This is a genomic window from Microbacterium sp. PRF11, assembly GCF_031844085.1.
Taxonomy (GTDB): domain Bacteria; phylum Actinomycetota; class Actinomycetes; order Actinomycetales; family Microbacteriaceae; genus Microbacterium.
Window position 1 is genome coordinate 191,511 of the sequence record NZ_JAUZUP010000003.1, and the last position, 24,850, is coordinate 216,360.

Annotated in this window: 19 protein-coding genes, 2 tRNA genes and 2 pseudogenes; 13 read left to right on the forward strand and 10 right to left on the reverse strand. The window is 72.4% G+C overall.

Going from position 1 to position 24,850, the window contains the following annotated elements; translation table 11 throughout:
- Positions 1-44: 44 nt before the first annotated feature.
- Genes aztB through aztD form a run of 4 tightly spaced genes read left to right on the forward strand, consistent with a single transcriptional unit; the run spans position 45 to position 4,268 of the window.
- The gene (gene aztB / locus Q9R20_RS09725; protein ID WP_311249154.1) at positions 45-905 is read left to right on the forward strand and encodes a zinc ABC transporter permease AztB; all 861 of its coding nucleotides are present in this window, start codon (positions 45-47) and stop codon (positions 903-905) included.
- A gap of 13 nt (positions 906-918) precedes the next feature.
- Complete coding sequence (locus Q9R20_RS09730) at positions 919-2,133, forward strand: ABC transporter (protein WP_311249155.1); 1,215 nt, start codon at positions 919-921, stop codon at positions 2,131-2,133.
- Position 2,134: 1 nt separating this feature from the next.
- Positions 2,135-3,034, forward strand: coding sequence for a zinc ABC transporter substrate-binding protein AztC (gene aztC / locus Q9R20_RS09735; protein WP_311249156.1), 900 nt, complete (start codon positions 2,135-2,137; stop codon positions 3,032-3,034).
- A 31-nt stretch (positions 3,035-3,065) separates the two neighbouring features.
- The gene (gene aztD / locus Q9R20_RS09740) at positions 3,066-4,268 is read left to right on the forward strand and encodes a zinc metallochaperone AztD (protein WP_311249157.1); all 1,203 of its coding nucleotides are present in this window, start codon (positions 3,066-3,068) and stop codon (positions 4,266-4,268) included.
- Between the two features lie 3 nt (positions 4,269-4,271).
- Here the strand turns inward: aztD and Q9R20_RS09745 are convergent, their stop codons facing one another.
- Entirely contained in the window at positions 4,272-5,159 is an 888-nt protein-coding gene (locus Q9R20_RS09745; protein ID WP_295839812.1) for a LysR family transcriptional regulator, read from the reverse strand.
- A gap of 99 nt (positions 5,160-5,258) precedes the next feature.
- Here Q9R20_RS09745 and Q9R20_RS09750 point away from each other — a divergent pair, with 99 nt between their 5' ends.
- Positions 5,259-8,714, forward strand: a complete 3,456-nt coding sequence (locus tag Q9R20_RS09750; protein WP_311249158.1) for a bifunctional proline dehydrogenase/L-glutamate gamma-semialdehyde dehydrogenase — start codon at positions 5,259-5,261, stop codon at positions 8,712-8,714.
- 51 nt (positions 8,715-8,765) lie between these two features.
- Here Q9R20_RS09750 and Q9R20_RS09755 read toward each other — a convergent pair whose 3' ends face one another.
- Positions 8,766-9,440, reverse strand: a complete 675-nt coding sequence (locus Q9R20_RS09755) for a pyridoxamine 5'-phosphate oxidase family protein (protein ID WP_311249159.1) — start codon at positions 9,438-9,440, stop codon at positions 8,766-8,768.
- Between the two features lie 82 nt (positions 9,441-9,522).
- Between Q9R20_RS09755 and Q9R20_RS09760 the strand changes: the two genes are divergently transcribed.
- A complete protein-coding gene (locus Q9R20_RS09760; protein ID WP_311249160.1) occupies positions 9,523-10,950 on the forward strand; it encodes a PLP-dependent aminotransferase family protein in 1,428 nt (475 codons plus the stop codon).
- A 521-nt stretch (positions 10,951-11,471) separates the two neighbouring features.
- Here the strand turns inward: Q9R20_RS09760 and Q9R20_RS09765 are convergent.
- Positions 11,472-12,944: a DUF222 domain-containing protein gene (locus Q9R20_RS09765; RefSeq protein ID WP_311249161.1), complete on the reverse strand. Its 1,473-nt coding sequence runs from the start codon at positions 12,942-12,944 to the stop codon at positions 11,472-11,474.
- A gap of 383 nt (positions 12,945-13,327) precedes the next feature.
- On the reverse strand, positions 13,328-14,911 hold the full coding sequence (locus tag Q9R20_RS09770) for an NAD(P)/FAD-dependent oxidoreductase (protein ID WP_311249162.1): 1,584 nt from the start codon (positions 14,909-14,911) through the stop codon (positions 13,328-13,330).
- 61 nt (positions 14,912-14,972) lie between these two features.
- Here Q9R20_RS09770 and Q9R20_RS09775 point away from each other — a divergent pair, with 61 nt between their 5' ends.
- From Q9R20_RS09775 to Q9R20_RS09790, 4 genes are all read left to right on the forward strand, one after another.
- On the forward strand, positions 14,973-15,770 hold the full coding sequence (locus Q9R20_RS09775; RefSeq protein WP_311249163.1) for an inositol monophosphatase family protein: 798 nt from the start codon (positions 14,973-14,975) through the stop codon (positions 15,768-15,770).
- A 241-nt stretch (positions 15,771-16,011) separates the two neighbouring features.
- A complete protein-coding gene (locus Q9R20_RS09780; protein ID WP_311249164.1) occupies positions 16,012-17,397 on the forward strand; it encodes a peptidoglycan DD-metalloendopeptidase family protein in 1,386 nt (461 codons plus the stop codon).
- 65 nt (positions 17,398-17,462) lie between these two features.
- Positions 17,463-17,537 (forward strand) — tRNA-Thr (locus Q9R20_RS09785).
- Between the two features lie 30 nt (positions 17,538-17,567).
- Positions 17,568-17,641, forward strand: a tRNA-Met gene (locus Q9R20_RS09790).
- Positions 17,642-17,858: 217 nt separating this feature from the next.
- Here the strand turns inward: Q9R20_RS09790 and Q9R20_RS09795 are convergent.
- Together Q9R20_RS09795 and Q9R20_RS09800 are read right to left on the reverse strand one after the other, a co-directional pair.
- Positions 17,859-18,887, reverse strand: coding sequence for an agmatine deiminase family protein (locus Q9R20_RS09795; protein ID WP_311249165.1), 1,029 nt, complete (start codon positions 18,885-18,887; stop codon positions 17,859-17,861).
- A gap of 376 nt (positions 18,888-19,263) precedes the next feature.
- Positions 19,264-20,937 (reverse strand): annotated as a pseudogene (locus tag Q9R20_RS09800) (amidase); the annotation flags it as partial.
- A gap of 130 nt (positions 20,938-21,067) precedes the next feature.
- On the opposite strand from Q9R20_RS09800, the pseudogene Q9R20_RS15955 reads away from it, so the two are divergent.
- Together Q9R20_RS15955 and Q9R20_RS09805 are read left to right on the forward strand one after the other, a co-directional pair.
- Positions 21,068-21,193 (forward strand): annotated as a pseudogene (locus Q9R20_RS15955) (TetR/AcrR family transcriptional regulator); the annotation flags it as partial.
- Positions 21,194-21,649 (forward strand): TetR/AcrR family transcriptional regulator C-terminal domain-containing protein, encoded by a 456-nt coding sequence (locus tag Q9R20_RS09805; protein WP_311249166.1) that lies wholly within the window; start codon positions 21,194-21,196, stop codon positions 21,647-21,649. It abuts the pseudogene before it with no gap.
- Positions 21,650-21,683: 34 nt separating this feature from the next.
- Here the strand turns inward: Q9R20_RS09805 and Q9R20_RS09810 are convergent, their stop codons facing one another.
- Complete coding sequence (locus Q9R20_RS09810) at positions 21,684-21,851, reverse strand: zf-TFIIB domain-containing protein (protein ID WP_311249167.1); 168 nt, start codon at positions 21,849-21,851, stop codon at positions 21,684-21,686.
- Positions 21,852-21,909: 58 nt separating this feature from the next.
- Here Q9R20_RS09810 and Q9R20_RS09815 point away from each other — a divergent pair, with 58 nt between their 5' ends.
- Complete coding sequence (locus tag Q9R20_RS09815; RefSeq protein ID WP_311249168.1) at positions 21,910-22,836, forward strand: aldo/keto reductase; 927 nt, start codon at positions 21,910-21,912, stop codon at positions 22,834-22,836.
- Positions 22,837-22,854: 18 nt separating this feature from the next.
- On the opposite strand, the gene Q9R20_RS09820 is transcribed toward Q9R20_RS09815, so the two are convergent.
- From Q9R20_RS09820 to Q9R20_RS09830, 3 genes are read right to left on the reverse strand one after another with little or no spacing between them, the layout of a single operon-like run.
- Positions 22,855-23,238 carry a peptidase inhibitor family I36 protein gene (locus Q9R20_RS09820; RefSeq protein WP_311249169.1) on the reverse strand — a complete coding sequence of 128 codons (384 nt, stop codon included), beginning with the start codon at positions 23,236-23,238 and terminating at the stop codon, positions 22,855-22,857.
- Positions 23,235-24,224 (reverse strand): hypothetical protein, encoded by a 990-nt coding sequence (locus Q9R20_RS09825; protein WP_311249170.1) that lies wholly within the window; start codon positions 24,222-24,224, stop codon positions 23,235-23,237. The genes Q9R20_RS09820 and Q9R20_RS09825 overlap by 4 nt, the downstream gene beginning before the upstream one ends.
- Positions 24,211-24,729, reverse strand: coding sequence for a sigma-70 family RNA polymerase sigma factor (locus tag Q9R20_RS09830; RefSeq protein WP_311249171.1), 519 nt, complete (start codon positions 24,727-24,729; stop codon positions 24,211-24,213). The genes Q9R20_RS09825 and Q9R20_RS09830 overlap by 14 nt, the downstream gene beginning before the upstream one ends.
- Positions 24,730-24,850 lie beyond the last annotated feature (121 nt).

Sequence of the window (24,850 nt, forward strand, 5' to 3'; positions counted from 1 at the left end):
TACGAGTTTGAGAATCGTTCTCATTCTCGCTACGGTCGTGCACCGTGACCTGGCTCTCCGATCCCTTCTCGTTCGAGTTCGTGCAGCGCGCGCTGCTCGGCGGGATGTTCGTCGCGGTCCTCTGCGCCGTGGCGGGAACGTGGGTGGTCGTGCGAGGGATGGCGTTCCTCGGCGAAGCGCTCGCGCACGGCATGCTCCCCGGCGTCGCCCTCGCCACGGTGCTGGGACTCCCCGTGCTGCTGGGAGCCGCCGTCAGCGCGATCGCGATGAGCCTCGGCATCGGGGCGCTGCAGCGTCGCGCCAAGCTGTCGTACGACACCAGCATCGGGCTGCTGTTCGTCGGGATGCTGGCTCTCGGCGTCATCGTGATCTCGCACGCGGGCAGCTTCGCCACCGACGCCACGGCGATCCTGTTCGGCGACATCCTCGCGATCGGCTCGGCGGACCTGGTCGTGCTCGCCGTCGCGACCGGCCTGGGCGTCGCCGCGGCTGTCGTCGCGCATCGCTCGCTCGTCGCCCTCGCGATCGACGAGCGCGTGGCCCGGGTGCTGGGCCTCGGCCCGCGCATCGCCCAGACCGTGCTCGTCGGCCTCGTGACCCTCGCCGTCGTGGCCTCCTACCAGGCGGTCGGCTCGCTCCTCGTGGTGGGGCTGCTCGTCGCCCCCGCCGTGGCCGCACGCCAGTGGACCGCCCGCATCGCCTCGACCATGGTGGTCGCCGCCGTCATCGGCTCGGCGTCGGTGGCCGTGGGGTTGGTCGTGTCGTGGCACGCCGCCACCGCGGCCGGCGCCACCATCGCCGCGACCGCGATCGCCGCGGCGGGGATCTCGTGGGCGCTGCGTGCCGCGATGGATGCCGGCCGTCGGCGCACGGCATCCTCTCTCTCCCTTCGCCTGCCCGCCTGACCCGGAAAGATCCATGCCCCACTCCGTCTCCCTCCGCACGACGGCGGCGCTCGGCGCGCTGAGCGTCATCGCGCTCGCTGGGTGCGCCGCGCCCGCCGCCGACCCCGCGCCCACCCCGACCACCGACACGCACGGCGAGATCGCCGGCGCCGCCGAGCTCGCCGAGCCCGCGCTCGGGCTGACCTCGATCGACGGCGACGGTCGCGTTTCGCACCTCGACCTGCTCGAGGAGACCACCGCCGACCTCGGCCGCGTGTCCGCGCCCACCTCCGTCCACAGCGACGGCCGGTACCTCTTCGCCGCGAACGCGAGCGGGGTGTCGATCGTCGACAGCGGGGTGTGGACCTGGGACCACGTCGACCACTTCCACTACTACCGCGCGGCGCCCGCCCTCCTCGGCGAGGTGTCCGGGGCCGGGGTCGCGACGGTCGCGACGTCGAACTCGTCGACGACGGGCGGAACCGGACTGTTCTTCCCCGACTCGGGCGAAGCCGTCCTGCTCGACACCGAGGCGCTGTCGAAGGGCGAGGTCGTCGAGCGCTTCCGTCTCGAGCGGGCTCCGGGTGCCGGCCTGGTCGTGCCGGCCGGGTCGTTCGCCGCGGTCGCCTCCTCCGACGAGATCGCGCTGCACACCGGCGACGGCGCCCCGGTGGGTGAGACCACGCCGTGCGTCGAGCCCGCCGGCACCCTCACCACCCGCGTCGGAGCGGTCATCGGATGCCGCGACGGTGCCGTCCTCATCACCGTGGAGGAGGGGGCGCCCGTCGTCGAGCGCATCCCCTACCCGGAGGGGACGACCGCGCCGCGCGCGACGTCGTTCGCCAACCGGGAGGGGCGACCGACCGTCGCCGCCGTCGCGGGGGACGCGGGCGTGTGGCTGCTCGACACCCGCGAGCGCGCCTGGACGCTTCTTCCCACGCCCGAGCCCGTGGTGCAGGCCACCGCGGTCGACGACAAGGACGAGAACGTCCTGGCGCTCACCGCGGACGGGCGCGTCCTCGTGCTCGACGGGGCCACGGGCGCCGTGCGCGCGGCATCCACCCCCCTCGTCGGCGCGAGTCTCGCCGCGGGACAGCCCGTCACCCTCATCGCCGACCAGCAGCGGGCCTATCTCAACGGCCCCACCGAGGGGCGGATGTGGGAGATCGACTTCGCCGACGACGCCCGCGTCGCCCGGGAGTTCACGCCCGAAAGCACCCCGCTGTTCTTCGCCGAGACGGGACGCTGACGTGCGCCGCCTGCTCACCGCCGCGGTCGCCGCGGCGCTGCTCGCCCTCACCGGCTGCGCCGGGGGCGCCGCCGCGGACCGCCCGCTGGTCGTGGTGTCGACGAACATCCTCGGCGATGTCGTCTCGCAGCTGGTCGGCGACGACGTCGAGGTCCTCACCCTCATGCGCCCGGGCGCCGACCCGCACTCCTTCGAGATCTCCGCCGCCGAGGCCGCGCGTCTGCGCTCCGCCGACCTGCTCGTGGCCAACGGCATCGGCCTCGAGGAGGGGCTGCAGCAGCATCTCGACGCGGCGGCGGCGGAGGGTGTCGACACCTTCGTCGCGGGAGACGCGGTCGAGGTGCTCGCCTACACCTCGGACGATGCCGCGGGAACCGACGATCCGCACTTCTGGACCGACCCCGCGCAGATGATCCGAGTGGTCGACCGCCTCACGCCCGAGCTCGAACGTCTCGGCGGGGCCGCTGTCAGCGAGCGCGCCGCCGCCTACCGCGCGCAGCTCGAGGAGGTGGATGCCGAGATGACGGCCGCGTTCGCCGCGATCCCGGCCGAGCGGAGGGCGCTGGTCACCAACCACCACGTCTTCGGGTACCTCGCCGACCGCTTCGGTTTCCGTCTCGTGGGCGCGGTGATCCCGGGCGGCACGACGCTCACCGCCCCGAGCTCCAGCGACCTCGCCGATCTCGTCGCGGCGATCGACGAGGCGCGCGTGCCCACGATCTTCGCCGAGTCGTCCTCACCCGACCGCCTCGTGCGGGCGCTCGCCGAGGAGGCCGACCGCCACGTCGCGGTGACCGAGCTGTTCACCGAGTCGCTCACTGATGCCTCCGGTGACGCCCCCGATTACCTGACCATGATGCGCGTCAACACGGAGCGCATCGCCACCGGCCTGTCGCCCTGACGACCGGCCATCCCTGAGAAGGAAGAATCACATGCAATCATCTCTCTTCCGCCGCGCGGGCCTGCTCGCGCTCGCGGTCGGCGCGACCGTCGGCCTGTCGGCCTGTGCCGGCGGCGCCGGAACCTCCGCGGCACCGGCGACGAGCGCGTCGACCGAGGAGTCCGGCACGCGCGTCGCCCTGTCGTACCCCGGCGGCGTCCTCGTCCTCGACGGCGAGAGCCTCGAGACCCTCGGGGACTTCTCCTCCGAGGAGTTCACGCGCTTGAACTCCGCCGGCGACGGCCGCCACGTCATGGTGACCACGAGCGCGGGCTTCCAGGTCCTGGATGCCGGCACCCCCGGCGCCGAGCCCGAGCTCACCGACCTCGTCTTCCCGGCATCCAAGCCCGGCCACGTCGTCACGCACGGCGGCAAGACCGTGCTGTACGCCGACGGCACGAGCGACTCGACGATCTTCGACACCGATGCGTTGCTGGCCTCGACCGACGAGCTGCCCGCGGTCGAGACGATCCCCGGCGTCGAGGCGCACCACGGCGTCTCGATCGCCCTCGAAGACGGCTCCTTCGTCACCACCGTGGGCAACGCCGACGGCCGCACGGGCATCGTGGTGAAGGATGCCTCGGGTGCCACGATCGCCGAGAACGCGACCTGCCCCGGCGTGCACGGCGAGGGGACGGCGAAGGACGAGGTCGTCGTGTTCGGTTGCGAGAACGGCGCCATCGTCTTCGACGGCGGCGAGATCACGAAGGTGGACGCCCCCGATCAGCCCTACGGCCGCATGGGCAACATCTTCCCGACCGACACCAGCGCGCTCGTGCTCGGCGACTACAAGGACGACCGGGATGCCGAGGGCTACCTGCTGCACCGGGTCGCCGTGATCGACACCGCGGCCAAGACGCAGACCGTCGTCGATATGCCCGAGGGCGCCGAGTACACCTTCCGGGACCTGGCACGCGGCCCCGAGGACCTGGGGTACATCCTCGCGTCCGACGGCGCGATCCACGTGTTCGACCTCGAGCAGGGCACCTTCGTCGACGCGTTCCCCGTCATCGACGCGTGGGAGGGCCCGGCCGAGTGGCAGGACGCCCACCCCGCCATCAAGGTGTCGGGTGACATCGCCTACGTGACCGAGCCCGCGAAGAACGCCGTGCACGCGGTCGACCTCACCACCGGCGAGGTCGTGAAGAGCGCGACGCTCGACCACACCCCCAACGAGATCGCGCTGACCCGCTGATCGTCACCGACCGCCCCGGTCGTACGCCACCTGCAGTGCTCCCCGCACCGCGCGTACGCCGGGGCGGTCGGCCGTTCCCCGGCGGACGGCCGTGAACACCTCACGGCGCGGTTCACCCGGCAGGCCCACGAGCCGCACGGGAGGTCTCTCGCCCGCGAAGACGAGATCGGGGATCATCCCGACCGCGTGACCGGATGCCACGAGCCGGACGTGCGCGGTCAGATCGGCCATCTCGAAACGCACGTCGGGCTCGAACCCGGCGGCGCGGCACTGCTGCGTCGCCCACTGGCGAGCGGCCGTGCCCACCGGTTCCATCACCCACGCGCGGTCGCGGAGGTCTTCCAGCACCCCCGCGCGATCGTCACGCGAGACGGCGAGGCGGATCGCGTCCCGGCCCAGCAGGCTCCGCTCGATGCCGTCGCGGTGCTCGCGCGTGTGCCCCGGGTACTGTTCGGCGACGGCGAGGTCGAAGCCGCGGGCGGCAACCTCGAACAGGCCCTCCTCGGGGGCGAGTTCGGCGACCTCGATCCGCAGCTGCGGTTCGCTCTCCGCGAGGGCGTCGAGAGCCCGGGGGAGCAGTCCGTGCGCCGCGGACTGCATGACGGCGACCCGCACGGGCGCCAGGGACGGGCGCATGCGCTCGAGCTCGGCGCGCGCGGCCTCGTCGGCGGCGAGCATCCGCGCGGCGTGCGCGGCCAGGGCCGCTCCCTGGGCGGTGAGCCGGACGCGGCGTCCGTCGGGCTCGAGCAGGGGCACGCCCGCCTCCTTCTCGAGCAGGGCGAGCTGCTGAGAGATCGTCGACGGGCTGTAGGCGAGGGCCTCCGCGACGGCGGCGAGCGTGCCGCGCATCGACAGTTCGAGCAGCAGGCGCAGGCGGCGCAGATCGAACATGGTGTCCCTTCGATTCCATCGATCAGTATGCGTCAGAAATCATCGCTTTTCTCGAATGGATGCCAGCCTCATGCTGAGAGCATCCGAGGAAGGATCGCCATGTCGCTCACCGATGTTCCCCGCACCACGTCCGGCACCACCCCCGCCGAGTTCGTGTCGCCCGCCGAGCTCGCCGACGAGGCGATCGCCCTCGTGCGCCGCTGGCTCGCCGAGAGCCGGGACGAACCCGTGGACGCCGCCGCCCAGCGCCTCGCCGGGGTGCTGCGCGACCCGCACGGCCTCGACTTCACCGTCGGCTTCGTCGACGGGGTCGTGCGCCCCGAAGACGTCCGGGTCGCCGCGCGCAACCTCGCCGCGCTCACCCCGCTCATCCCGGGCTTCCTCCCGCTGCACCTCAAGGCCGCGATCCGTCTCGGCGCCCTCGCCGCTCCCATCCTCCCGCAGGTCGTCGTGCCCGCCGCCCGCGCGGCGCTGCGCTCGATGGTGCGCCATCTCATCGTCGACGCCACCGACAGCAAGCTCGGGGCGGCCATCACGTCGATCCGCGGCCGGGGGGACGGCATCCGTCTCAACGTGAACCTGCTCGGCGAGGCCATCCTCGGCAAGAAGGAGGCCGCGCGGCGTCTCGCCGGCACGCGCAAGCTGCTCTCGCGCGACGATGTCGACTACGTCTCGATCAAGGTGTCGTCGACCGTCGCCCCGCACACGCCGTGGGCCTTCGACGCCGCCGTCGACGACGCCGTCGCGGCCCTGCGCCCGCTGTACCGCGTGGCGAAGGAGACCGGCACCTTCCTGAACCTCGACATGGAGGAGTTCAAGGACCTCGACCTCACCCTCGCCGTCTTCGAGACGCTGCTGTCGGAGCCCGAGTTCCACGACATCGAGGCCGGCATCGTGCTGCAGGCCTACCTGCCGGACGCGCTCGCCGCGATGATCCGCCTCCAGGAGTGGACCGCCGCGCGCGTGGCATCCGGGGGAGCCCACATCAAGGTGCGCGTCGTGAAGGGCGCGAACCTGCCGATGGAGCGAGTGGATGCCGACGTGCACGACTGGCCGCTCGCGACGTGGCCGTCGAAGCAGGCCACGGATGCCTCCTACAAGGCGGTGCTCGACTACGCGCTGCGGCCCGAGCACACGGCGCACGTGCGGATCGGCGTCGCGGGGCACAACCTCTTCGACGTCGCCCTGGCCTGGTTGCTCGCCGAGCGACGGGGAGTGACTGACGGGATCGACGTCGAGATGCTGCTCGGCATGGCCACCGCGCAGCAGGCGGTCGTGCGCCGCACGGTCGGCTCGATCCTCCTGTACACGCCCGTCGTCCACCCGCAGGAGTTCGACGTGGCGATCGCGTACCTCATCCGCCGCCTCGAAGAGGGCGCCTCGAGCGAGAACTTCATGTCGGCCGTGTTCGACCTTGACACCCACGCGGCGCTGTTCGCCCGCGAGCGCGACCGCTTCCTGGCATCGCTCGCCGACATGCCCGAGGGGGTGCCGGCCTCGAACCGCGTCCAGGACCGCACGGCACCGGCCGCCACGGCGCCCACGGAGGGCTTCCGCAACACCCCCGACTCCGACCCCGCGATCGAGGCCAACCGCGAGTGGTCGCGTGGGATCGTCTCGCGGATGCGGGACTCCTCTCTCGGCGTGGACACGATCGCCGCGCACACGATCACCGACGAAGTGGCGCTGAACGCGCTGATCGAGGATGCCGCGTCCGCCGCCGCCGGCTGGCGCGCCCTCGGGGCGGCCGGTCGCGCCGAGATCCTGCACCGCGCCGGCGACGCGCTCGAGAAGCGTCGCGCCGACCTCCTCGAGGTCATGGGCGCCGAGTGCGGCAAGGTGATCGAGCAGAGCGACCCCGAGGTGTCGGAGGCGATCGACTTCGCCCACTACTACGCCGAGCAGGCGCGGACTCTCGAGAACGTCGACGGCGCGCGCTTCACGCCCGTGGGCGTCACCGTGGTCACCCCGCCGTGGAACTTCCCGGTCGCGATCCCCGCCGGTTCGACGCTCGCCGCTCTCGCCGCGGGTTCCGCCGTGGTCATCAAGCCCGCGGGTCTCGCCGAGCGCTCCGGCGCCGTGATGGTCGAGGCGCTGTGGGAGGCGGGTGTGCCGCGCGAGGTGCTGAAGCTCGTACAGGTCTCGGAGAGCGACCTCGGACGGCAGCTGCTCACGCACCCCGCCGTCGAGCGGGTCGTGCTGACCGGCGCGTACGAGACGGCCGAGCTGTTCCGCTCCTTCCGCCCCGACCTGCCGCTCCTGGCCGAGACGAGCGGAAAGAACGCCGTGATCGTCACCCCGAGCGCCGACCTCGACCTCGCCGCGAAGGACGTCGCGATGTCGGCCTTCGGGCATGCCGGACAGAAGTGCTCCGCGGCATCCCTCGTCGTGCTCGTCGGCTCCGTCGCGCGTTCGCGTCGCTTCCGCGACCAGCTCGTCGACGCCGTGACCTCGCTCGAGGTCGGGATGCCGTGGGACGAGGCGTCGCGCGTCGGACCGCTGATCGAGCCGGCACAGGGCAAGCTGCTGACGGCGTTGACGACCCTCGAGCCCGGCCAGCGCTGGGTGGTCGAGCCCCGGAAGCTCGACGAGGAGGGGATGCTCTGGCGTCCCGGCATCCGCGAGGGGGTGCAGCCCGGCAGCGCGTTCCACCGCACCGAATACTTCGGTCCGGTGCTGGGCATCATGACCGCCGAGACGCTCGACGAGGCGATCGAGATCGTCAACGCGATCGAGTACGGCCTCACCTCGGGCCTGCACGCCCTCGATGCGTCGGAGATCGACACGTGGCTCGCGCGCATCGAGGCGGGCAACGTCTACGTCAACCGCGGCACCACCGGGGCGATCGTGCAGCGTCAGCCCTTCGGCGGGTGGAAGAAGTCCGCCGTCGGCGCCGGGACGAAGGCCGGGGGGCCGCACTACCTCTCCGGATTCGGGTCGTGGGCGGACGCGCCGTCGTCCGCCCGGCGCTCGGCTGATCCCCTCGCGGCCCCGGCCCTCGCCGCCGTGCCCGCCGCCGACCGCGAGTGGCTCTCGGCCGCGCTCGCCTCGGATGCCGCCGCCTGGGCCTCGGAGTTCTCGCAGGCCCGCGACGTCACCGGCCTGGAGTCGGAGCAGAACGTGCTGAGGTACGCCGCCGTCCCGGTCACGGTGCGGCTCGAGCATGCCTCCGCTGCGGCGCTCGTGCGTGTCGCCGCCGCCGGCGTGCGCGCGGGTGCGCCGGTCGTGGTGAGTACGGCGCGCGAGCTGTCGCCCGCCGTTCGGGCCTGGCTGGAGGGCGTCGGCGTTCGTGCGGCGGTCGAGGACGCGGGGGAGTGGGCGGCGCGCGCGGCGCGTCTCGCCCGCACCGGTGGCCGCATCCGGTTGCTCGGCGGGTCGACCGCCGCCGTCGCCGAAGCCACGGGCGGCTCGCCCTCGGTCGCCGTCTACGGGGGAGAGGTCACCCGTGCCGGCCAGGTCGAGCTGCTGCCGTTCCTGCGGGAGCAGGCCGTCTCGATCACGGCACACCGCTTCGGCACGCCGCGGCGATACGAGGTGCCGTCGCTCGTCGGCTGAGCGTCTCGGAGGGCGGGGTCGTTCACGGGCGGCCCCGCCCTCGTCGTCTTTTCAGGCCGTTCCCGAGTTCTCGACGCGTCTCGCGGCGCGGCGGACCGACTCCGGCACCGGCGTTCCCGTCACCGTCTGCGGCGACGTGACGGGGTCGCCGGCGACCACGCGCAGCGGCAGCATTCCGGCCCAGACCGAGCGGTCTTCCCCGTCGTCGTCGACCTCGACGAGGGAGCCGGCGTTGTCCTTCACGCTGGCCTCGGCGAGGGGCACCCGCAGCACCATCGTCGCGGCGATCTCGCGCGCGGTCATCGGTCGTACGTCGACGCTGCGTCCCGGCATGAGGTGCTCACTCAGCGCGAGCAGGGCCGCTTCCTTCTCGCCCGGAGGAACCACCGATGCCACCGCGTGCATCACCGCGCACCGGTACCGCATCGAACTGTCGAACAGTGAGCGGGCGTACTTCAGGCCCATGAGGTGCGTGATCGTCACGCAGACGGGGGCTCCCGCGGCGATGCGCCGAAAGAAGTCGCTCCCGGTGGAACCGTGGATGAGCAGGTCGTCGCCGTCGCGGCCGATTCCGACGGGCAGGGCGACCGGTCGGTCGTCGCGCACGATCGCGACCGTGGCGGACAGGGCCGTGTCGATCACGTCGTAGAGGGCCGCGCGATCGGTGCGCTGGTGGTGGGCGCCGCGGCGCACGCGAGTGAGGTGGGTGAGGGGCAGGTCGGTCATTTTTCGATTCCATGCGATGTACCGGTCCATGCCGTAGTCCGGTTATTCCCAGGTCGCCTGGACCAGTGACAGACTCGACGTCGTGATCTCCGTCGGCATCTTGGACCGTGGCGCGCCCGCCCCGCTGCATGAGCAGCTCGCGCACGGCCTTCGCGCCGCAATCCTCGCCGGGCGGGCGAACGCTGGTGACGTCGTGCCGTCGAGTCGGGCCCTCGCCGCCGATCTCGGGGTCGCCCGGGGCACGGTCGTCGCCGCCTACGAGATCCTCGCCGGGGAGGGGTACCTGCTCACCCGGCCCGGGGGCGGCACCCTCGTGGCCGACGTCGCCCGTGCGCCGCAGACGCGCGCGACGCCCCGCGTAGTGGCACCGGAGATCATCGCGTCGGCCGTGGACCTGCGCCCCGGGCGCCCGGGAGTATCGGGCATCGTGGATGCCGCCTGGCGGTCGGCGTGGCGGAGGGCGAGCGGAGAACTCCCCGACGCCGACGTCGACGACGCCCTCGGCGACCCGGGGCTGCGCGCGCAGATCGCCGCGCACCTCGCGCGCACGCGGGGCCTCGATGTCACCGCGGACGACGTGCTCGTGACCGCCGGGACCAGCGACGCCATGCTCCTGCTGCTGCTCGCGCTGCGGCCCGCGACCGCGGGAGCGCGGATGCGGGTCGGCATCGAGAACCCCGGATATCCCCGCGTGCGACGCATCCTCGACCGCGTCGGTGCCGAGGCGGTGGCGGTGCCCGTGCATCTCGGACGGGGGCTCGACCTCGACGCCGTGGAAGCGCACGACGACCTGGACGTCCTGATCGTGACGCCGCACCACCACTACCCCCTGGGGAGTCGCCTGGATGCCGCCGACCGCGCGCGCCTTCTGCGGTGGGCCGCGCGGACGGAAACGGTCGTCGTGGAGGACGACTACGACAGCGAATTCCCGCACGGTCGCGCCCCCCTGCCGCCACTGCACCTGCTCGACCCCGCGGGGGTCGTCGTGATCGGCAGCTTCTCCAAGGTGCTCGCACCCTCGCTGCGGTGCGGATGGATCGTCGCGACCGGCGCCGTGCGCGACGCCGTGGCCTGCGCGCGGAGCGACCTCGACCCGCCGGTGTCGCAGATCCCGCAGCGCGCGCTCGCGCTGTACCTCGAGGACGGAGCCCTCGCGCGTCACACCGCGCGGCGGCGACGGGACTACCGGCACCGTCGGCGCCTGCTGCTGGACGCGTTCGCGGGAGTGGACGGGGTGGAGCTGCTCGCCACTGACGGGGGACTGCACGCGGTCGCCGTGCTGCCGGGGGCGGGCTCCGCCGTGGAATCCGCGGTCGTCGATGACGTGGCCCGGCGCGGGATCCGGGTGGCGCCGCTCTCCTCGTACGCGGTGCCGGGGGAGACGTCGGATCTTCCCGCGGGCATCGTCTTCGGGTACGCCGAACCGTCGATCCTCACGCTGGTGGAGGCCATCGGCGACATCATCGACGTGTTGCGTCGACACGGCGCGCAAGCGGGGAGCGGGGGGTAGCGGGGTGTCCTCGGGTCCGCGGCCGGCCGAGCCCGGCGTTTGGGCGGCTTCCTGACGGAGGGCGGCGGGGATGCGCGCCGGCGGTGGCGCCCGGCGTTCGCGCCCGCGGCGGGGACGCGCGCCGGCGGTGGCGCCCGGGGTTCGCGCCGCGACCTTTCGGAGGCGCGCGGGGGTGCAGTCCGCTGGGGGAGCGGTGGGGACCTGCGCGCCGCGACCTTCCGGAGGGTGCAGTCCACGGGGGGAGCGGTGGGGACCCGCCTGAACCGGCGACGCGAGGGTGCGCCGACGCGGCACGCGTGAGGCCGGGGATGCCCGCGAGACCAGCGACGCACAGGATCGCGGACGCAAGGCTCCCGGGCGCGTGGCTCTGGCTCGCGGCGCGGTGGATCCGTAGTCCGGGCTTGGGGTGTTTCACGGCGGGCTGGCCACTCTCCCCGGGCTCGGCGTGGTCTGCCCGGTTCTCGACATCGCGGCGAGAGTCATCGTCCTGATCACGATGAAGGGCGCCACGTCTCCCGGGGTCAGAAGGGCGGGGGTGCACCGTACAGCTCCTTCTCGAGGATGTCGTCGGGGAGGAACATCACGCGGGGCGGCGGCTCCTCTCGCGTCTGCTGGCCGAGCGGGCTGCGGAAGTGGAGCGTTCCGTCGCGCTCTTGAACGACGGTCCATTCGGTCTCGGTCTTGAGCGTGTGGTGACGGACGCAGAAGTGGCAGAGGTTGCACAGATGGGTGCGGCCGCCGTGCTGCGCCTCGTGGTTGTGGTCGATCTGGCAGCGCGCGGCGGGGGCGCGGCATCCGGGTGCCCGGCAATGTCGGTCTCTCGCCGCGAGGAATCGTCGCTGCGAACTGGTGGGTGCGTAGCGATCGACTTCGAGGACCGTTCCGGTGACCGGTTCGCAGAGCACCCGGTCCCAGCCGGCGGCGCTGCCCGCGAGGACGCGAGCCGTCGTCGCATCGACGGGGCATCTGCCCTCGAGCGATGCGCCCGCGTCGGACCGACCCATCAGTGTCAGAACGGGCACGGTGATCTGCACGTGACCGCGGATCCCGCCGAGGCCGCCAGGGCAGTCATCGCGCGTCGTCGGGTCGATCGCCGGCGCGCCGGTGAGGAGGAGATCGGCGCAGACGTCGGCTCCGATCTGAGCGAGGGTTCGTGAGTCCGCGACGACGGCGGCCGGTACTCCTGCGTCGGGGCAGGGAAGGCGGTCGTCTGAGGGAGCGGGCCCCGTCTTCAGAGGCGACGCCAGCGAGGTCGACGGAGGCGGGACGGCGCCGTCCGTGTCGGTGTGCCGGTCGTCCTCGTTCGCTCGCACGGCAACGTCGCCGATCGTCGCCTCGCGGATCGCGGCGGCCTGCCTCCGCAGGCGATCCCGAATGCCGTAGGCCACCGTCGCCGGCAAGATGACGCTCAGCTCGGCCATGCCATCGGCGAGATCGCGCACGCTGACCCCGCGTGCCTCGGCAGCTCGCGCGTGGCGCACTGACATCCCCACCGGGTGGACGCTCTCGGCCAGCTCACGCGCGAAGGCCCGTACGCGCCCGGGGGAGTCGCGTTGCGCTCGGACGAGCACCACGCTCTCCCATCCGCGGCGCGTGGCATCGTCGTCGAGCAGGATGCCGGTCTCGAGGATCGCGTGGGCATGACGCAAGCCGATGCGTCCGGAGTGCAGAGCCTCGACCGTGGCGGAGAACTTCTGAGTCAGCGTGTGCGCATCGGACAGCTCTTTCTGGACCGTGAGGTCGTGCGTTCGAGTCGCCACTCCGATCTCGAGCGCGAGCGAGCGGATCGGCATCTCGCGTTCCCGAGAGGCGCGTGATCGCGACCGCGCCACGTGGTCGAGGGCGATCGACATGGCGTCGGCGCGACGGCGGATGAGAGTCGCCTGCACCCGCGCGAGTTCCGCGGTCAACCGGCCGATTTCATCGACGTGCTCGCGCAGCCGGGCACTGTCGGGAGGGTCATCTGGAAGGGGCGGTGGTTCGGATCGCGTCATGGCCCTAGTTTAGAAACTATGTTCGATTTGTGGGGGGAATTCACCCCCCGAGCAGCAAAGTTCACCCCCGTGCGAAACCGCCCCGCGACAGCATGACGCCGTTCAGAGCGCCGCTGTTACAGGCGGGCCGAGCTCAAGCCCCGCACCCCGCGGAGCTGCAGTGAGCACGCCCCAGGCCCGAACGGCGGCCCACAGCACGCCCCACGCCCGAAGAACGGCCGCGCGCACGCCTCACGCCCCGAAGAATGCCCGCGAGTACGCCCCACGCCCGAAGAACGCCCGCGAGCGAGCCTCACGCCCCGAAGAGCGCCCGCGCGCACACCCCACGCCCCGAAGAACGCCCACGACCACCCCGCCCGACGCCGGAACGAACCCGCCCCGCCCTACCCCTCGAGAATCTCCAGCGCCGCCATCGCGGCGTTGTGTCCGCCGATCCCACTGACGGCGCCGCCGCGCTGCGCGCTCGAGCCGCACAGCAGCACGCGCGAGTGCGGGGTCGCGACGCCCCAGCGTTCGGCGGGCGTCGCGGCGGGCGCCGAGAGCCAGGGCCACGAGAGCTCCCCGTGGAAGATGTCGCCGCCGACCATGTTGAGCGACTCCTCGAGGTCGCGGGTGGTGCGCGCCTCGATGCACAGGCGCCCGTCGGGCGCGCGGTGGATGCAGTCGCGCAGCGGTTCGGCGAGCACGCTGTCGAGCGACGCCTGGGCGGCGGCGAGCAGCCGCGCGCCCGCGGCGACGGGGTCGGTGTCGTGAATGAGCCGGTGCGGCACCTGCAGGCCGAACATGGTGAGGGTCTGCGCGCCGGAGGCTCGCAGGTCCTCCCCGAGGATCGACGGGTCGGTCAGCGAGTGGCAGTAGATCTCGACGGGGAGCGGTTCGGGCAGGAGGCCTCCGGAGGCCGCGACGTGTGCGGCATCCAATTGGGTCATCGTCTCGTTCACGTGGAACGTGCCCGCGAAGGCGGCCTCGGGCGTGACCGACTCGTCGCGCAGGCGGGGGAGCCGCGAGAGCAGCATGTTGACCTTCACCTGCGCGCCCTCGGGTTCTTCCGCGCCGGTGGTGGCGCTCCCCCCGGCGGAGAGCAGGCGGTCGAGCACGGCTCGACCCACGCCGCTCAGGACGAGGTCGCCGTGGAAGACCTCCGAGCGATCGGTCATGGTGTGCACGTCGCCGTCGCTCGAGATTGAGATGACCTCGACCCCGGTGACGATCTCGGCGCCGGCCTCGCGGGCGGCGCGCTCCAGCTCGGCGGTGACGGCACCCATGCCGCCGACGGGGACGTCCCAGTCTCCGGTCCCTCCGCCGATCACGTGGTAGAGGAAGCAGCGGTTCTGGGCGAGGGAGGGGTCGTCGGAGGAGGCGAAGGTGCCGATCAGGCCGTCGGTGAGGGCGATGCCGCGCGCGAGATCGCTCTCGAGCGACGAGCGCAGCAGGTCGCCGAGCGGGCGCGTGGTCAGGGCGTCCCACAGCTCGTCGTCGCCGAGGCGTTCGCGCAGCTCGTCGGCGGTGGGCAGGGGTTCGGTCATCGTCGGGAAGACGGCGCGTGCCAGCGGAGCGAGACGCTCCCCGAACGCGGCGAAGCGCTCCGCCTCGCCGGTGTCGCCGAGGGTGCGCGCGAACGAGGCGGCGGTGGCTTCGGCATCCTGGGTGTCGACGAGGATCCCGCGCGAGGGGTCGGACGGGTCCGGCGTATAGGACGAGTAGCGCCGCCGACGCAGCTCGATGCGGAGGCCGAGGTCGTCGATGATCTCCTGCGGCAGCAGGCTCACGAGGTACGAGTACCGCGACAGACGCGCGTCGACCCCCGCCCACGGCCGTTCCGACACGGCGGCGCCGCCGACGGCATCCGACCTCTCGATCACCACCACGCGACGCCCCGCCCGGGCGAGGTAGGCCGCGGAGACGAGGGCGTTGTGCCCGCCCCCCACGATGACGACGTCGTACCGGCGAGAATCCGAAGCGGTCATGCCCTCACGGTAGCGAGCGCGATGGATTCGACCGAGGGGGTGGCGCAGTAGCGTGGATGCCATGACCCTCGCCGCAGAACTGCTCGAGATCGCCGCGCGCATCGCCCGTGAGGCCGGAGACCTGGCGCTCCGCCGTCGTCAGGAGGGGGTCACGGTCGCCGCGACCAAGTCCGCCGCCGCCGACATCGTCACCGCCGCCGACCGCGAGGTCGAGGCGTTCGTGCGCGCCGAGCTCGCGCGCGAACGTCCGGGGGACGGGTTCTTCGGCGAGGAATCGGGAGCGGAGCAGGGCGAGAGCGGCATCACCTGGGTCGTCGACCCGATCGATGGCACGGTGAACTACGCCTACGGAATCCCCGCGTGGGCGGTCAGCATCGCCGCCGTCGAGGGCGACGCCGACACGGCCGCCTGGTCCGCGCTCGCCGGGGCCGTCTACAACCCCGTCACCGGCGAGTTGTTCCGCGCGTCCCGCGGCGGCGGGGCGTGGCTCGGCGACCGCCGTCTCGCGGTGAGCGAGGTGGGGGAGGCCGGCGGTCTCGTCGCCACCGGCTTCGGCTACGACCCCGAGACGCACGGCCCCGCTCTCGCGCAACTCTCCCGCGTCATGCCGATCGCCCGCGACGTGCGGCGCATCGGGGCGGCCTCGCTCGACCTCGCCTCCGTCGCCGCCGGTCGCGTCGACGCCTATTACGAGCGCGGCACCCACCCGTGGGATCACGCGGCCGGGGTCCTCCTGGTCGAGGAGGCCGGGGGACGGGTGGGCGGCGCCCCCGGGGGACGCCCGGGCAACGGCATGGTCATCGCATCGAGCCCCGCGTTCTTCGCCCGCCTGGAGCCGCTGCTCGACTACGACCGCTGATTCTGGGAACGCGCCCATGGCTTTCCCAGACCGCCCGGGGTAGGGTGTTTACCAGTTCGTTATTTTCCGCGACCCGAACCTGCGGAAATGGCCAAGCCCCCAAGCCCGAAGCCGTCGCCCCTGCGCGACACGATCCGAGAGCCCCCGCGCGTTGCCGTCAGAACCCTTCGAGACTGAGCCCGCCCCGACCCGGCGGTCTCGTCGCCCCCTCCCTTCCGCTGTGCCCGAGAACGCTCCCCGGTTGACCCGAGCCGAGATGCGCCGTCGTGCCGCGAGCGAATCCACCACGTCGACGATCGATGAGCCCGCTCCCCGCGCGGCCGATCCCGCCCCTGTCGACGCCGAGTCGGCCGCTCAGCCCGAGATGGTCGAGAACGTCGCCGTCGCCGTCCTCGAGACGGTGATCGCCGCGACCATCGAGCCGACCCTGCCGGTCGACGAGGCGCCCGCCGACGAGCCGACCACAGACGCCCTCGACATCACCGTCGTCGACGAGACCCGTTCCGACGAGGTCGCCGTCATCCTCCAGAGCGCCGACGTCGACGTGGCGACCACGCCCGTCGCGCTGCCGACCTCGCCGATCACGCTCCCGGCCACGCGTCGATCGCGTCGCCGGCCCGCGGCATCCGTCATCCTCGACAGCGCCGACACCGAATCCGCCTCTGCTCCGACGATCGAGTCGCTCCCCGAGGCCCAGTCTCCGGATGCCGACACCCCCGACACCCGGGCCGACGAGGCGACCGACCGCGACGGCGCCGACGAGTTCACCTCCGCCGCCCGTCTGTTCGCCTTCACCGGTGAGACCGCCGTGCAGGCTCCCGCAGCCGTCGTCGCTCCCGCCGAGCCCGTCACCACGGGCCTCCCGGCCGCACCCCGCACTCGCCGCACGGCCCGCCGCGTCGCGGCGACGTCGTTCTCGGTCGGTGTCATGGGGGTCGTCGGGCTCCTCACCGTCGGCATGACCATGCCCGTGAGCGCCCTGGCCTCGGCCAACGGGACCGACAGCGTCACGACCGTCGCCGATACCGCCACCACGCGCCTCGCGGTGGCGGGCGACGTCTCGGGGTCCGACGGGGCCATCCAGGCCTACGTCGCCCCCGCCGCGGCGCAGTCCGCGGTCGTCGACCGCTCCGACGGCTACAGCGCCACCACCTACGCCAAGATGGCGGCCGATTCGGGTATCACCAACCCCTCGAACTTCTACGTCAACGACCCGACGGCGCCCATCCAGTGGCCCTTCGCGGTCGGCGTTCCGATCACGTACGGCTTCGGTATGCGCGACGGCGGCTTCCACGAGGGGGCCGACTTCGTGCCCGGCGAGGGCTCGCCGGTGCAGGCGATCGCCGACGGCACCGTGCGCATCGCGACCGAGCAGGGCGGCGCCTTCGGCGTCACCGTGCTGATCGACCACGAGATCGATGGACAGCTCGTCTCGAGCCGCTACGGCCACATGCAGTACGGCTCGCTCCAGGTCACCCAGGGCCAGAAGGTCAAGGTCGGCCAGTTCCTCGGCCGCACCGGAAACACCGGTCGCTCGTTCGGCGCGCACACGCACGTCGAGATCCTGCAGAACGGCACCACCCCGATCGACCCGATCGCGTGGCTGCGTCAGCACGCCGGAGGCTGACTCGATTCGTGTGAGAGTGTCTCCGTCTGATATTCTCTTCTAGTTGCCCGGAGCGATCCGGGTACGCCCCGATAGCTCAGTGGCAGAGCACTTCCATGGTAAGGAAGGGGTCGTCAGTTCAATCCTGACTCGGGGCTCCAGGTGTTCATCTCTTCGATGGAACGCCGTGCGGCGGGGTAGCTCAGTTGGTGAGAGCGCACGACTCATAATCGTGAGGTCGCGGGTTCAAGCCCCGCTCCCGCTACCGAACTCCCCGATCAGCCCCGGTTTTCACCGGGGCTTTTCCGTTCGGGTGGGCGGATTCCCCGGACCGCGCCGCCGCCCGCCGCCGGTCGCGGCAGCGAACAGCCAGCGTGCGCCCTCGACCACCACGGCGGCCCTCGCGAGTGCGCCAACGCCCCGCCCGCCGGCATATGCGAACGCTCCGGCGCGCGCGGGCGATGCTCGCACGTCCCTCTCGGTCAGCCCACCTTCGGCTGCTGCTGCGTGATGCAGTGGATTCCGCCGCCGCGGTCGAAGATGGGGCGCGCGTCGACCGTGACCACCCGTCGTCCCGGGTAGGCGTCGGCGATGATCTCGCGCGCCCGCGCGTCAGCGGCGTCATCGCCGAAGCCGCACAGCACGACACCGTCGTTGGTGACGAGGTGGTTGATGTAGCTCCAGTCGAGCCACCCCTCGTCGTCGCGTAGGGCGGAGGGGGCCGGGATGCCGGTGATGGTGACGGTGCGGCCCCGCTCGGCGAACGCGGTCTCGAGCTCGTGCCGCACGAGACGCGAGACCTCGAAGTCGGGGTGCGACGCGTCGGTCTGCTCGTGGAAGAGGAGGTGCTCGGGGGAGGCGAAGGTCGCCACGATGTCGACGTGACCGTTGGTGCCGAGGTCGTCGTAGTCGCGGGTCAGGCCACGGGAGAGCCAGATGGCATCCGTCGCTCCGATGGTGCGGGCCATCTCGGCCTCGACGCGGGCGCGGTCGGCGAAGGGGTTGCGTCGCGGGTCGAGCTGCACGGTCTCGGTGAGCAGGACCGTGCCGGCGCCGTCGACGTGGAGCCCGCCGCCCTCGGCCACCAGGAGGGAATCGATCAGCTCGGCGCCCACGTGCTGGGCGACGACGCGGGCGATGCCGGCCGAGAGCTGCCACTCGGCCCAATCGGGGGCACCCCAGCCGTTGAAGATCCAGTCGACGGCCCCCAGGATCCCGGGGCGGTCGGGGTCGACGACGAAGGTGGGGCCGATGTCGCGCATCCAGAATTCGTCGAGAGGTGCCTCGAGGATCTCGATGTCGGCGGAGAGCATGCGCCGGGCGCGGCCCGTCTCGGAGGGGTCGACCACCATGGTCACCGGCTCGAACTCCCGCACCGCGTGCGCGACGTCGGTCCAGGCGCGGTAGCCCTGTTCGCGTGACACGGCGCCCTCCCCGAGGGTGAGGCCCTCGCGGGGGAACGCCATCCAGGTGCGCTCGTGCGCGGCGGATTCTGCGGGCATGTGCCACATGTCGTGCTCCTTGTGGAGTGGGGTGTCAGAGCGGTGAGCCGGCGGTGGTGGCGAGGTCCCCGGCGACCACACCGTCGTCGTCGCGGACGACCACGACGACGAGGGGTCCATAGGGCGCGACCCAGGGGCTGACGGGAGTCCGGTGGGCCGCGGCCGAGACGCGCGCGCTCCCCTGGAGGCGATCGCCGTCGACCTTCGTCTCGACGCGCGCGCCGTCGACAAAGCCGGCGTGCTCCCGTGCCACCCCGCCGGAGACGGTGGCGGTGAAGCGGACGATCGTCTCGTCGCCATCGTCCTCGGTCTCGACCGCGTCGACGACCACACGCAGCTCGCCCGCACCGACCGGTCGTGCGGTGGGGAAGACGGTCTCGTCCGCAAGCGCCGGTGTGCGCGGCGGCGTGGTGCGCCGGTCGCCGAGAGCGGTGATCGCCGAACCCAGCTGTACAAGCCGGGTGTCGCTGTACGCGGGCCCGGCGATGGTCAGGCCCACCGGCATCCCGATGTCGTCCATCGTGCCCATCGGCACGGTGACGGTCGGGATACCGAGGTGGCGGGGCACGAGGTTGCCGTTCGACACCCACACGCCGTTGCGCCACGCGATGTCGGCGGAGGCGGGGTTCACGTCGGCGTCGGCCGGGCCCACGTCGGACTGCGTCGGGAAGACGACGGCGTCGAAGGCGCCGGCATCCATCCACTCCTCGAAGTCGACGCGGCGCGTGTGCTCGAGACCGCGCAGACCCGCCTCGAGGCTCGGCACGTCGCGCCAGTCGGGCTCCCACTCCCGCGCGCGGGTCACGTACTCGCCAATGTCGTACGCGATGTCGTAGTGCCACACGCCGTACCGGTCGGGCAGAGCGCCCGGGGGGTGGGGGAAGATCCGCGCGGCCTCGACGTCGGCGAGGCGGTTCAGGGCCGGATCTCCGTTCTGGCGGAGGAAGGCGTCCATGGCCCACACCGCGAGGTCTCCGACCTCGTCGTCGAGGAACTGCCGGGTGACGAAGCCGCGGTCGAGGAAGTCCTCGTCGCCGGGGTGCAGCTTCTCGTAGCGGTCGACGACGGGGAAGTCGGTCTCGACGACCTCGGCGCCCGCCGCTTCCAGATCGGCGCGGAGGTCGGCCCAGAGTCGCAGGACGCTGTCGCGTGTGACGATGGGGGACGCGTTGTCGGGATCGCCGTTGACGTACATCCGCGGCACGGCCAGGCGCAGTCCCGCCAGCGGCAGCGGCTCGAGCGCGGCGAACGATTCGGGGCGGACCTCGGAGGGGCGTGGGAGGGGGATCCACGGCTGCGACCGCCAGAGGTCGCCGTCGGTGCGCGGGTCGTCGGCCACGATGGCATCGAGCACTGCGCGCAGGTCGTCCATCGACCGGGTGTGGGGCACGACGACGTCCATGGTCGGCACGAGCGGCCAGTTGCCGCGCACCGAGATCACGCCGCGCGAGGGGGTGTAGGCCACGAGCGCGTTGTGCGAGGCGGGGGCGCGACCCGACGACCACGTCTCCTCGCCGAGCCCGAATGCGGCGAAGCTGGCGGCGGTCGCGGTGCCCGAGCCGTTGGAGGAGCCCGATCCGAAGGCGGAGGAGAGGTATTCGCCGTTGTACGGCGATTCGGCGCGGCCGTACACGCCGCGCTGCATGCCGCCCGCGGCCATCGGGGGCATGTTGGTCAGACCGAGGCACGCCGCTCCCGCTTCGCGCAGTCGTTCGACGGCGAAAGCGTCGTCGCCGGCGACCAGGTCGGCGAACGCGGGCGAGCCGGAGGCAACGGTGAGCCCTCGGACGCGGTAGCTGTCCTTCGCGGTGAAGGGGATGCCGTCGAGCGGGCCGCGCACCCGACCTTCGGCGCGTCGCCGGTCGGCTTCGCGCGCTTCGTCGAACGCGCGGGGGTCGAGCACCGGAACCGCGTTGAGGCGGATTCCGGCGCGGTCGTACGCCGCGATGCGGTTCAGGTAGCGGGCGACGAGCTCGACGCTCGTGACGGTCCCGGAGTCGAGGGCGGCGCGCAGAGCGGCGACGTCGGCGTCGACGACGGTGAAGGCCTCGGTGGTCATGGCGGTAAACATACACCGTTTGTTTTAGGCGTGCGAGAGTGGATCACGGAGCCCGCGCCCGTAGGCTCTGATCGACCCCGGGGAGACCGTCATCGCCAGACCGCACACGCCGCTGCTGAGCCGCGATCTGATCGCGCGCACCGCCCTCGCCCTGGTCGACCGGCACGGCCCCGACGGAGCGAGCCTCCGTCGCGTCGCTGCGCGCCTCGGGGTCAACCCGGCATCGCTGTACAACCATGTGCCCAACCGAGCCGCGATGGTCGAGGACGTCCGCGCGCTCGTCTCCGCCCACATCGATTCGCAGCCCCTGCGTGAGCTGCCGTGGGAGGACGCCCTCCGCGCCTGGGCACGCTCGTATCGCCGCGCTTTCGCGCGGCACCCGCGCGTCGTGCCGCTGCTCATGACCGAGCGCGCGTCGGCGCCGGTGCTCCTCGCTCAGTACGAGGACTTCGCCGCGGCCGCCGAAGCCGCCGGATGGGCCCTGCGCGAGGTGATCCCGCTGCTGACCGCCTTCGAGTCGTTCATCCTCGGCAGCGTCCTCGACATGTCGGGTCCGTCCGTCGTCTTCGACCCCACGGGCCAGGAGGAGGCGTTCCCGCGTTTCGCCGCCGCCTTCGCGACCCTCGCCGAGGAGGATCCCGAGGACCCGGTGGCCACGCGCGCGTTTGAGCGAGGGCTCGACATGCTCATCTCCTCGGCCCGCCCGCGCTGATCAGGCGACGCGGCGCCCCCGATCGAGGCAGCGGTCAGTCGTCCCAGCCGTCGTCGTCGGCGTCCCCCGACCACTCCTGCCGATACCCGCACTCGCGGCACTCATCGGCCGAGATCCCCTCGTCGAGCAGGGGGTGCATCGTCACCCCGCACGAGGGGCAGATGGGCTGCGCGTCGTCGGCCAGCGGGTACCCGTACGTCATGACGGAGACAACGCGGTGGACGCCGCCGTTATTCGTGCCCCGGCGCTAACGTCGGAGCATGAACGCTGCACGACTCGGCCTCGGCCTCGCCGCCGTGGGGCGGCCCGCGTACATCACGACCGCTCGCGATGCCGACCTGGGCGATCCCGCCGGTCGCTCGGTCGAGGCGATGCGGCGGCGCGCGCACGAGCTGCTCGACGAGGCGTGGGCGCTCGGCATCCGGTACGTCGACGCGGCGCGCTCCTACGGGCGAGCGGAGGAGTTCCTCGGCGACTGGCTGCGCGCGCATCCCGAGCGCCGAGCCGAGCTGACGATCGGGTCGAAATGGGGCTACGCCTACGTGGGCGGGTGGAGGATGGATGCCGCCGTGCACGAGCGCAAGGAGCACTCGGTGGCCATGTTCGACCGGCAGTGGCCCGAGACGACCGCCGCCCTCGGTTCCGCGCCCGACTTCTTCCTCATCCACTCGGTGACCCCCGACAGCACGGCGCTCGCCGACGGGGCCCTGCTCGACCGGCTGCGGTCCCTGCGCGCCGACGGGGTGCGGGTGGGGCTGTCGACCAGCGGTCCGCATCAGGCCGACGTCATCGAGACGGCGCTCGCGATCGACGACGGGCCGTTCTCCGTCGTGCAGTCCACGTGGAACCTGCGCGAATCCTCCGTCGCCGGAGCGCTCGCCGCGGCGCACGACGCCGGATGGACCGTGGTGGTCAAGGAGGTACTGGCCAACGGCGAGCTCGCCGGCGCCGCGGGCGACGACGAGCTCGGGCGGGCGGCATCCGGGATCGACGTCGACGCGTTCGCGATCGGCGCCGCGCTCGCTCAGCCCTGGGCCGACATCGTGCTCAGCGGGGCCACGACCGTCGAGCATTTGCGGCGGGGGAGCGGCGCCCGCGCTCTCCCGGTCGACGACGAGAGGCTCGCGCGCCTCGCGATCGATCCGCCGGCCTACTGGCGTGCGCGCTCCGAGCGCCCGTGGCGCTGATCCGCCGGCGGCGGTCGCTCAGGACACGCAGCGCACGTCGGCCGTGACGCCCGAGACGTTCGCCCACGACCCGGCGATCGCCGTCGCGAGCACCGATCCCGACGAGGTGCGGGCCTGGAGGTAGCCGGCCGAGCGGGCGTTGGCGATCGAGCGCACGGTGATCCCGGGTGCGTAGGTGCCGCAGCTCGACCACGACACGCGCGTTCCCGACAGCCCCGTGCCGCTGAACGCGCAGACGTTGCCCGTCGCGCAGCTGCCGACCGCGCGCTCGTGCTCCTCGGGTGCGTCCATGGTCATGCCCAGCTCGGGCCAGCGCGCGTGCCGCGCGTCGATCGCCTCACCGCCGGGGATCTCGGCGAGCGCCGCGGCGATGTCGGGGTGCAGGTCGGCGGTGTCGGTCATCGGGGTGCGTCCTCTCGGTCGGTGACATCCCACAGCGTGTAGTCGGTGAGGGAGCCTGCGGGCAGGTCGAGCTGGGCGTCCGCCTCGACGAGGGCGGACTCGAAGCCGACGATGCGTCCGGTCTCGGTCGACAGCAGCAACGTCACGCGCGCGTTCGAGGGCCCCGATGGGATGCCGCTGAGTCCCACGACCGGGCGACCGATGCGGTCCTCGGTGGTGCCCAGGACCCGCAGATCGGATGCCGCGCCCACGACGTCGAGCAGGGCGGACTGCTGCGCGTCGGTCAAGGTCCATTCGCCCTGCAAGGTCCGCGCCCCGATCATCGCGTCGCCCGCGGTGGGCGTGTCGACCCCGGTCGAGGCGGTCACGATCGAGCGCATCGCCTCGGCCGTGGCCGCCGGCGGCTCCGGCGAGATCGGCGTGAACTGGTTCTGCACGAAGTCCAGCTCGCCCACCACCGTGCCCGGCGTCGGCTCCCCCGCGGGGACGGTGTCGCCGTCGGCGTTGGTGGCCTCGGCGGCGGTGGTGACGATCGAGCCCGACCGGTCGGCGTTCCAACGCAGGTCCACCCATTCACGGCGGAACACGGTCGCCTCCGCGCCGTCGACGGAGAGCGAGAAGTACCAGCCGAGCGCCAGCGAGCGGCGCTCCGGTTCCCGGGGCTCGTCCGTCTCGGCCAGCCGGGCCTGCGCCCGGGCGATTACCTGCGCGGCGTCGTCAGCGATGGCGGTGTAGCTGAGGGGCTTGGGGGTGAGGGCGGATGCCGAGTCCGTCGGCATCCAGAGCATGCCGGTGACGATCGCGAACACCAGCACGACGACGGCGGCGGCCGAGGTCCACGCCAGGACGGGGCGCCGTCGGCGGGCGGCCGGGCGCCCCACGATCTCGCGAAGGCGGCGTTCGGCGTCCAGCGGGAGCGGGGCGTCGACGGGCGTGCGGGCCGGATCGACGGCTCGCAGGAGGCGGGCGAGGTCATCGTCGGTCATCGGCCACCTCCTCGGTCCGGGCCTCGGTCGCGGCCGTCAGCAGGGGTCGAAGCCGCGCGCGCACGCGGTTCAGCCGCGTCCAGACGGCGCCCTCGCTCATCTCGAGGACCACGGCGACCTCGGAGGCGGCGAGCTCTTCCCAATACGTCAGCCAGAGCACTTCCCGGTCGCGCTCGGGCAGGCTCTTCATCGCATCCACGAGCGTCTCGGCGAGCGCCGGCGAGGACTCGCTCGAGAGGATGCGGACGTGGTCCTCGATGTGCGCCCACAGTGCCCCCTCCCGGTCTCGTCGTCGGTACTCGTTCGCGATGAGGTTGCGCGCGGTGCGGTACAGCCACGCCAACCCGAACGGATCGCGCGGGTCGCGTTTGCGCCAGGCGATCTCGAAGCAGTCCATCGTGAGGTCGGCGGCCGCCTCGCGATCCGACACGCGCCGCTCGATGAACCGCAGAACGGCGTTGTGGTGCTCCCGGAAGAGCGCCACGAATTCCGAGTCGTCGATCACCGGCGTGCGTCTCCGTGCGTTCGTTCAGGCTGTGTCGTGATCGCCGAAATCCTTACGCCCAGGCGCGCGAAAAGAATTTCCGACGGTCGTGTAAGGATCGGGGCCCCTGAAACACCGCACT

Bases quoted from the DNA above. Each gene is read 5' to 3' on its own strand.
- Q9R20_RS09750 (WP_311249158.1), top strand. From the start codon at position 5,259: ATGTCGCTCACCGATGTTCCCCGCACCACGTCCGGCACCACCCCCGCC.
- Q9R20_RS09745 (WP_295839812.1), bottom strand. From the start codon at position 5,159: ATGTTCGATCTGCGCCGCCTGCGCCTGCTGCTCGAACTGTCGATGCGC.
- Q9R20_RS09825 (WP_311249170.1), bottom strand. From the start codon at position 24,224: ATGACCGACGATGACCTCGCCCGCCTCCTGCGAGCCGTCGATCCGGCC.
- Q9R20_RS09770 (WP_311249162.1), bottom strand. From the start codon at position 14,911: ATGACCGCTTCGGATTCTCGCCGGTACGACGTCGTCATCGTGGGGGGC.
- Q9R20_RS09795 (WP_311249165.1), bottom strand. From the start codon at position 18,887: ATGTGGCACATGCCCGCAGAATCCGCCGCGCACGAGCGCACCTGGATG.
- Q9R20_RS09755 (WP_311249159.1), bottom strand. From the start codon at position 9,440: ATGACCGACCTGCCCCTCACCCACCTCACTCGCGTGCGCCGCGGCGCC.
- Q9R20_RS09730 (WP_311249155.1), top strand. From the start codon at position 919: ATGCCCCACTCCGTCTCCCTCCGCACGACGGCGGCGCTCGGCGCGCTG.
- Q9R20_RS09815 (WP_311249168.1), top strand. From the start codon at position 21,910: ATGAACGCTGCACGACTCGGCCTCGGCCTCGCCGCCGTGGGGCGGCCC.
- Q9R20_RS09805 (WP_311249166.1), top strand. From the start codon at position 21,194: ATGGTCGAGGACGTCCGCGCGCTCGTCTCCGCCCACATCGATTCGCAG.
- aztD (WP_311249157.1), top strand. From the start codon at position 3,066: ATGCAATCATCTCTCTTCCGCCGCGCGGGCCTGCTCGCGCTCGCGGTC.
- Q9R20_RS09765 (WP_311249161.1), bottom strand. From the start codon at position 12,944: ATGACGCGATCCGAACCACCGCCCCTTCCAGATGACCCTCCCGACAGT.
- Q9R20_RS09775 (WP_311249163.1), top strand. From the start codon at position 14,973: ATGACCCTCGCCGCAGAACTGCTCGAGATCGCCGCGCGCATCGCCCGT.
- Q9R20_RS09820 (WP_311249169.1), bottom strand. From the start codon at position 23,238: ATGACCGACACCGCCGACCTGCACCCCGACATCGCCGCGGCGCTCGCC.
- Q9R20_RS09810 (WP_311249167.1), bottom strand. From the start codon at position 21,851: ATGACGTACGGGTACCCGCTGGCCGACGACGCGCAGCCCATCTGCCCC.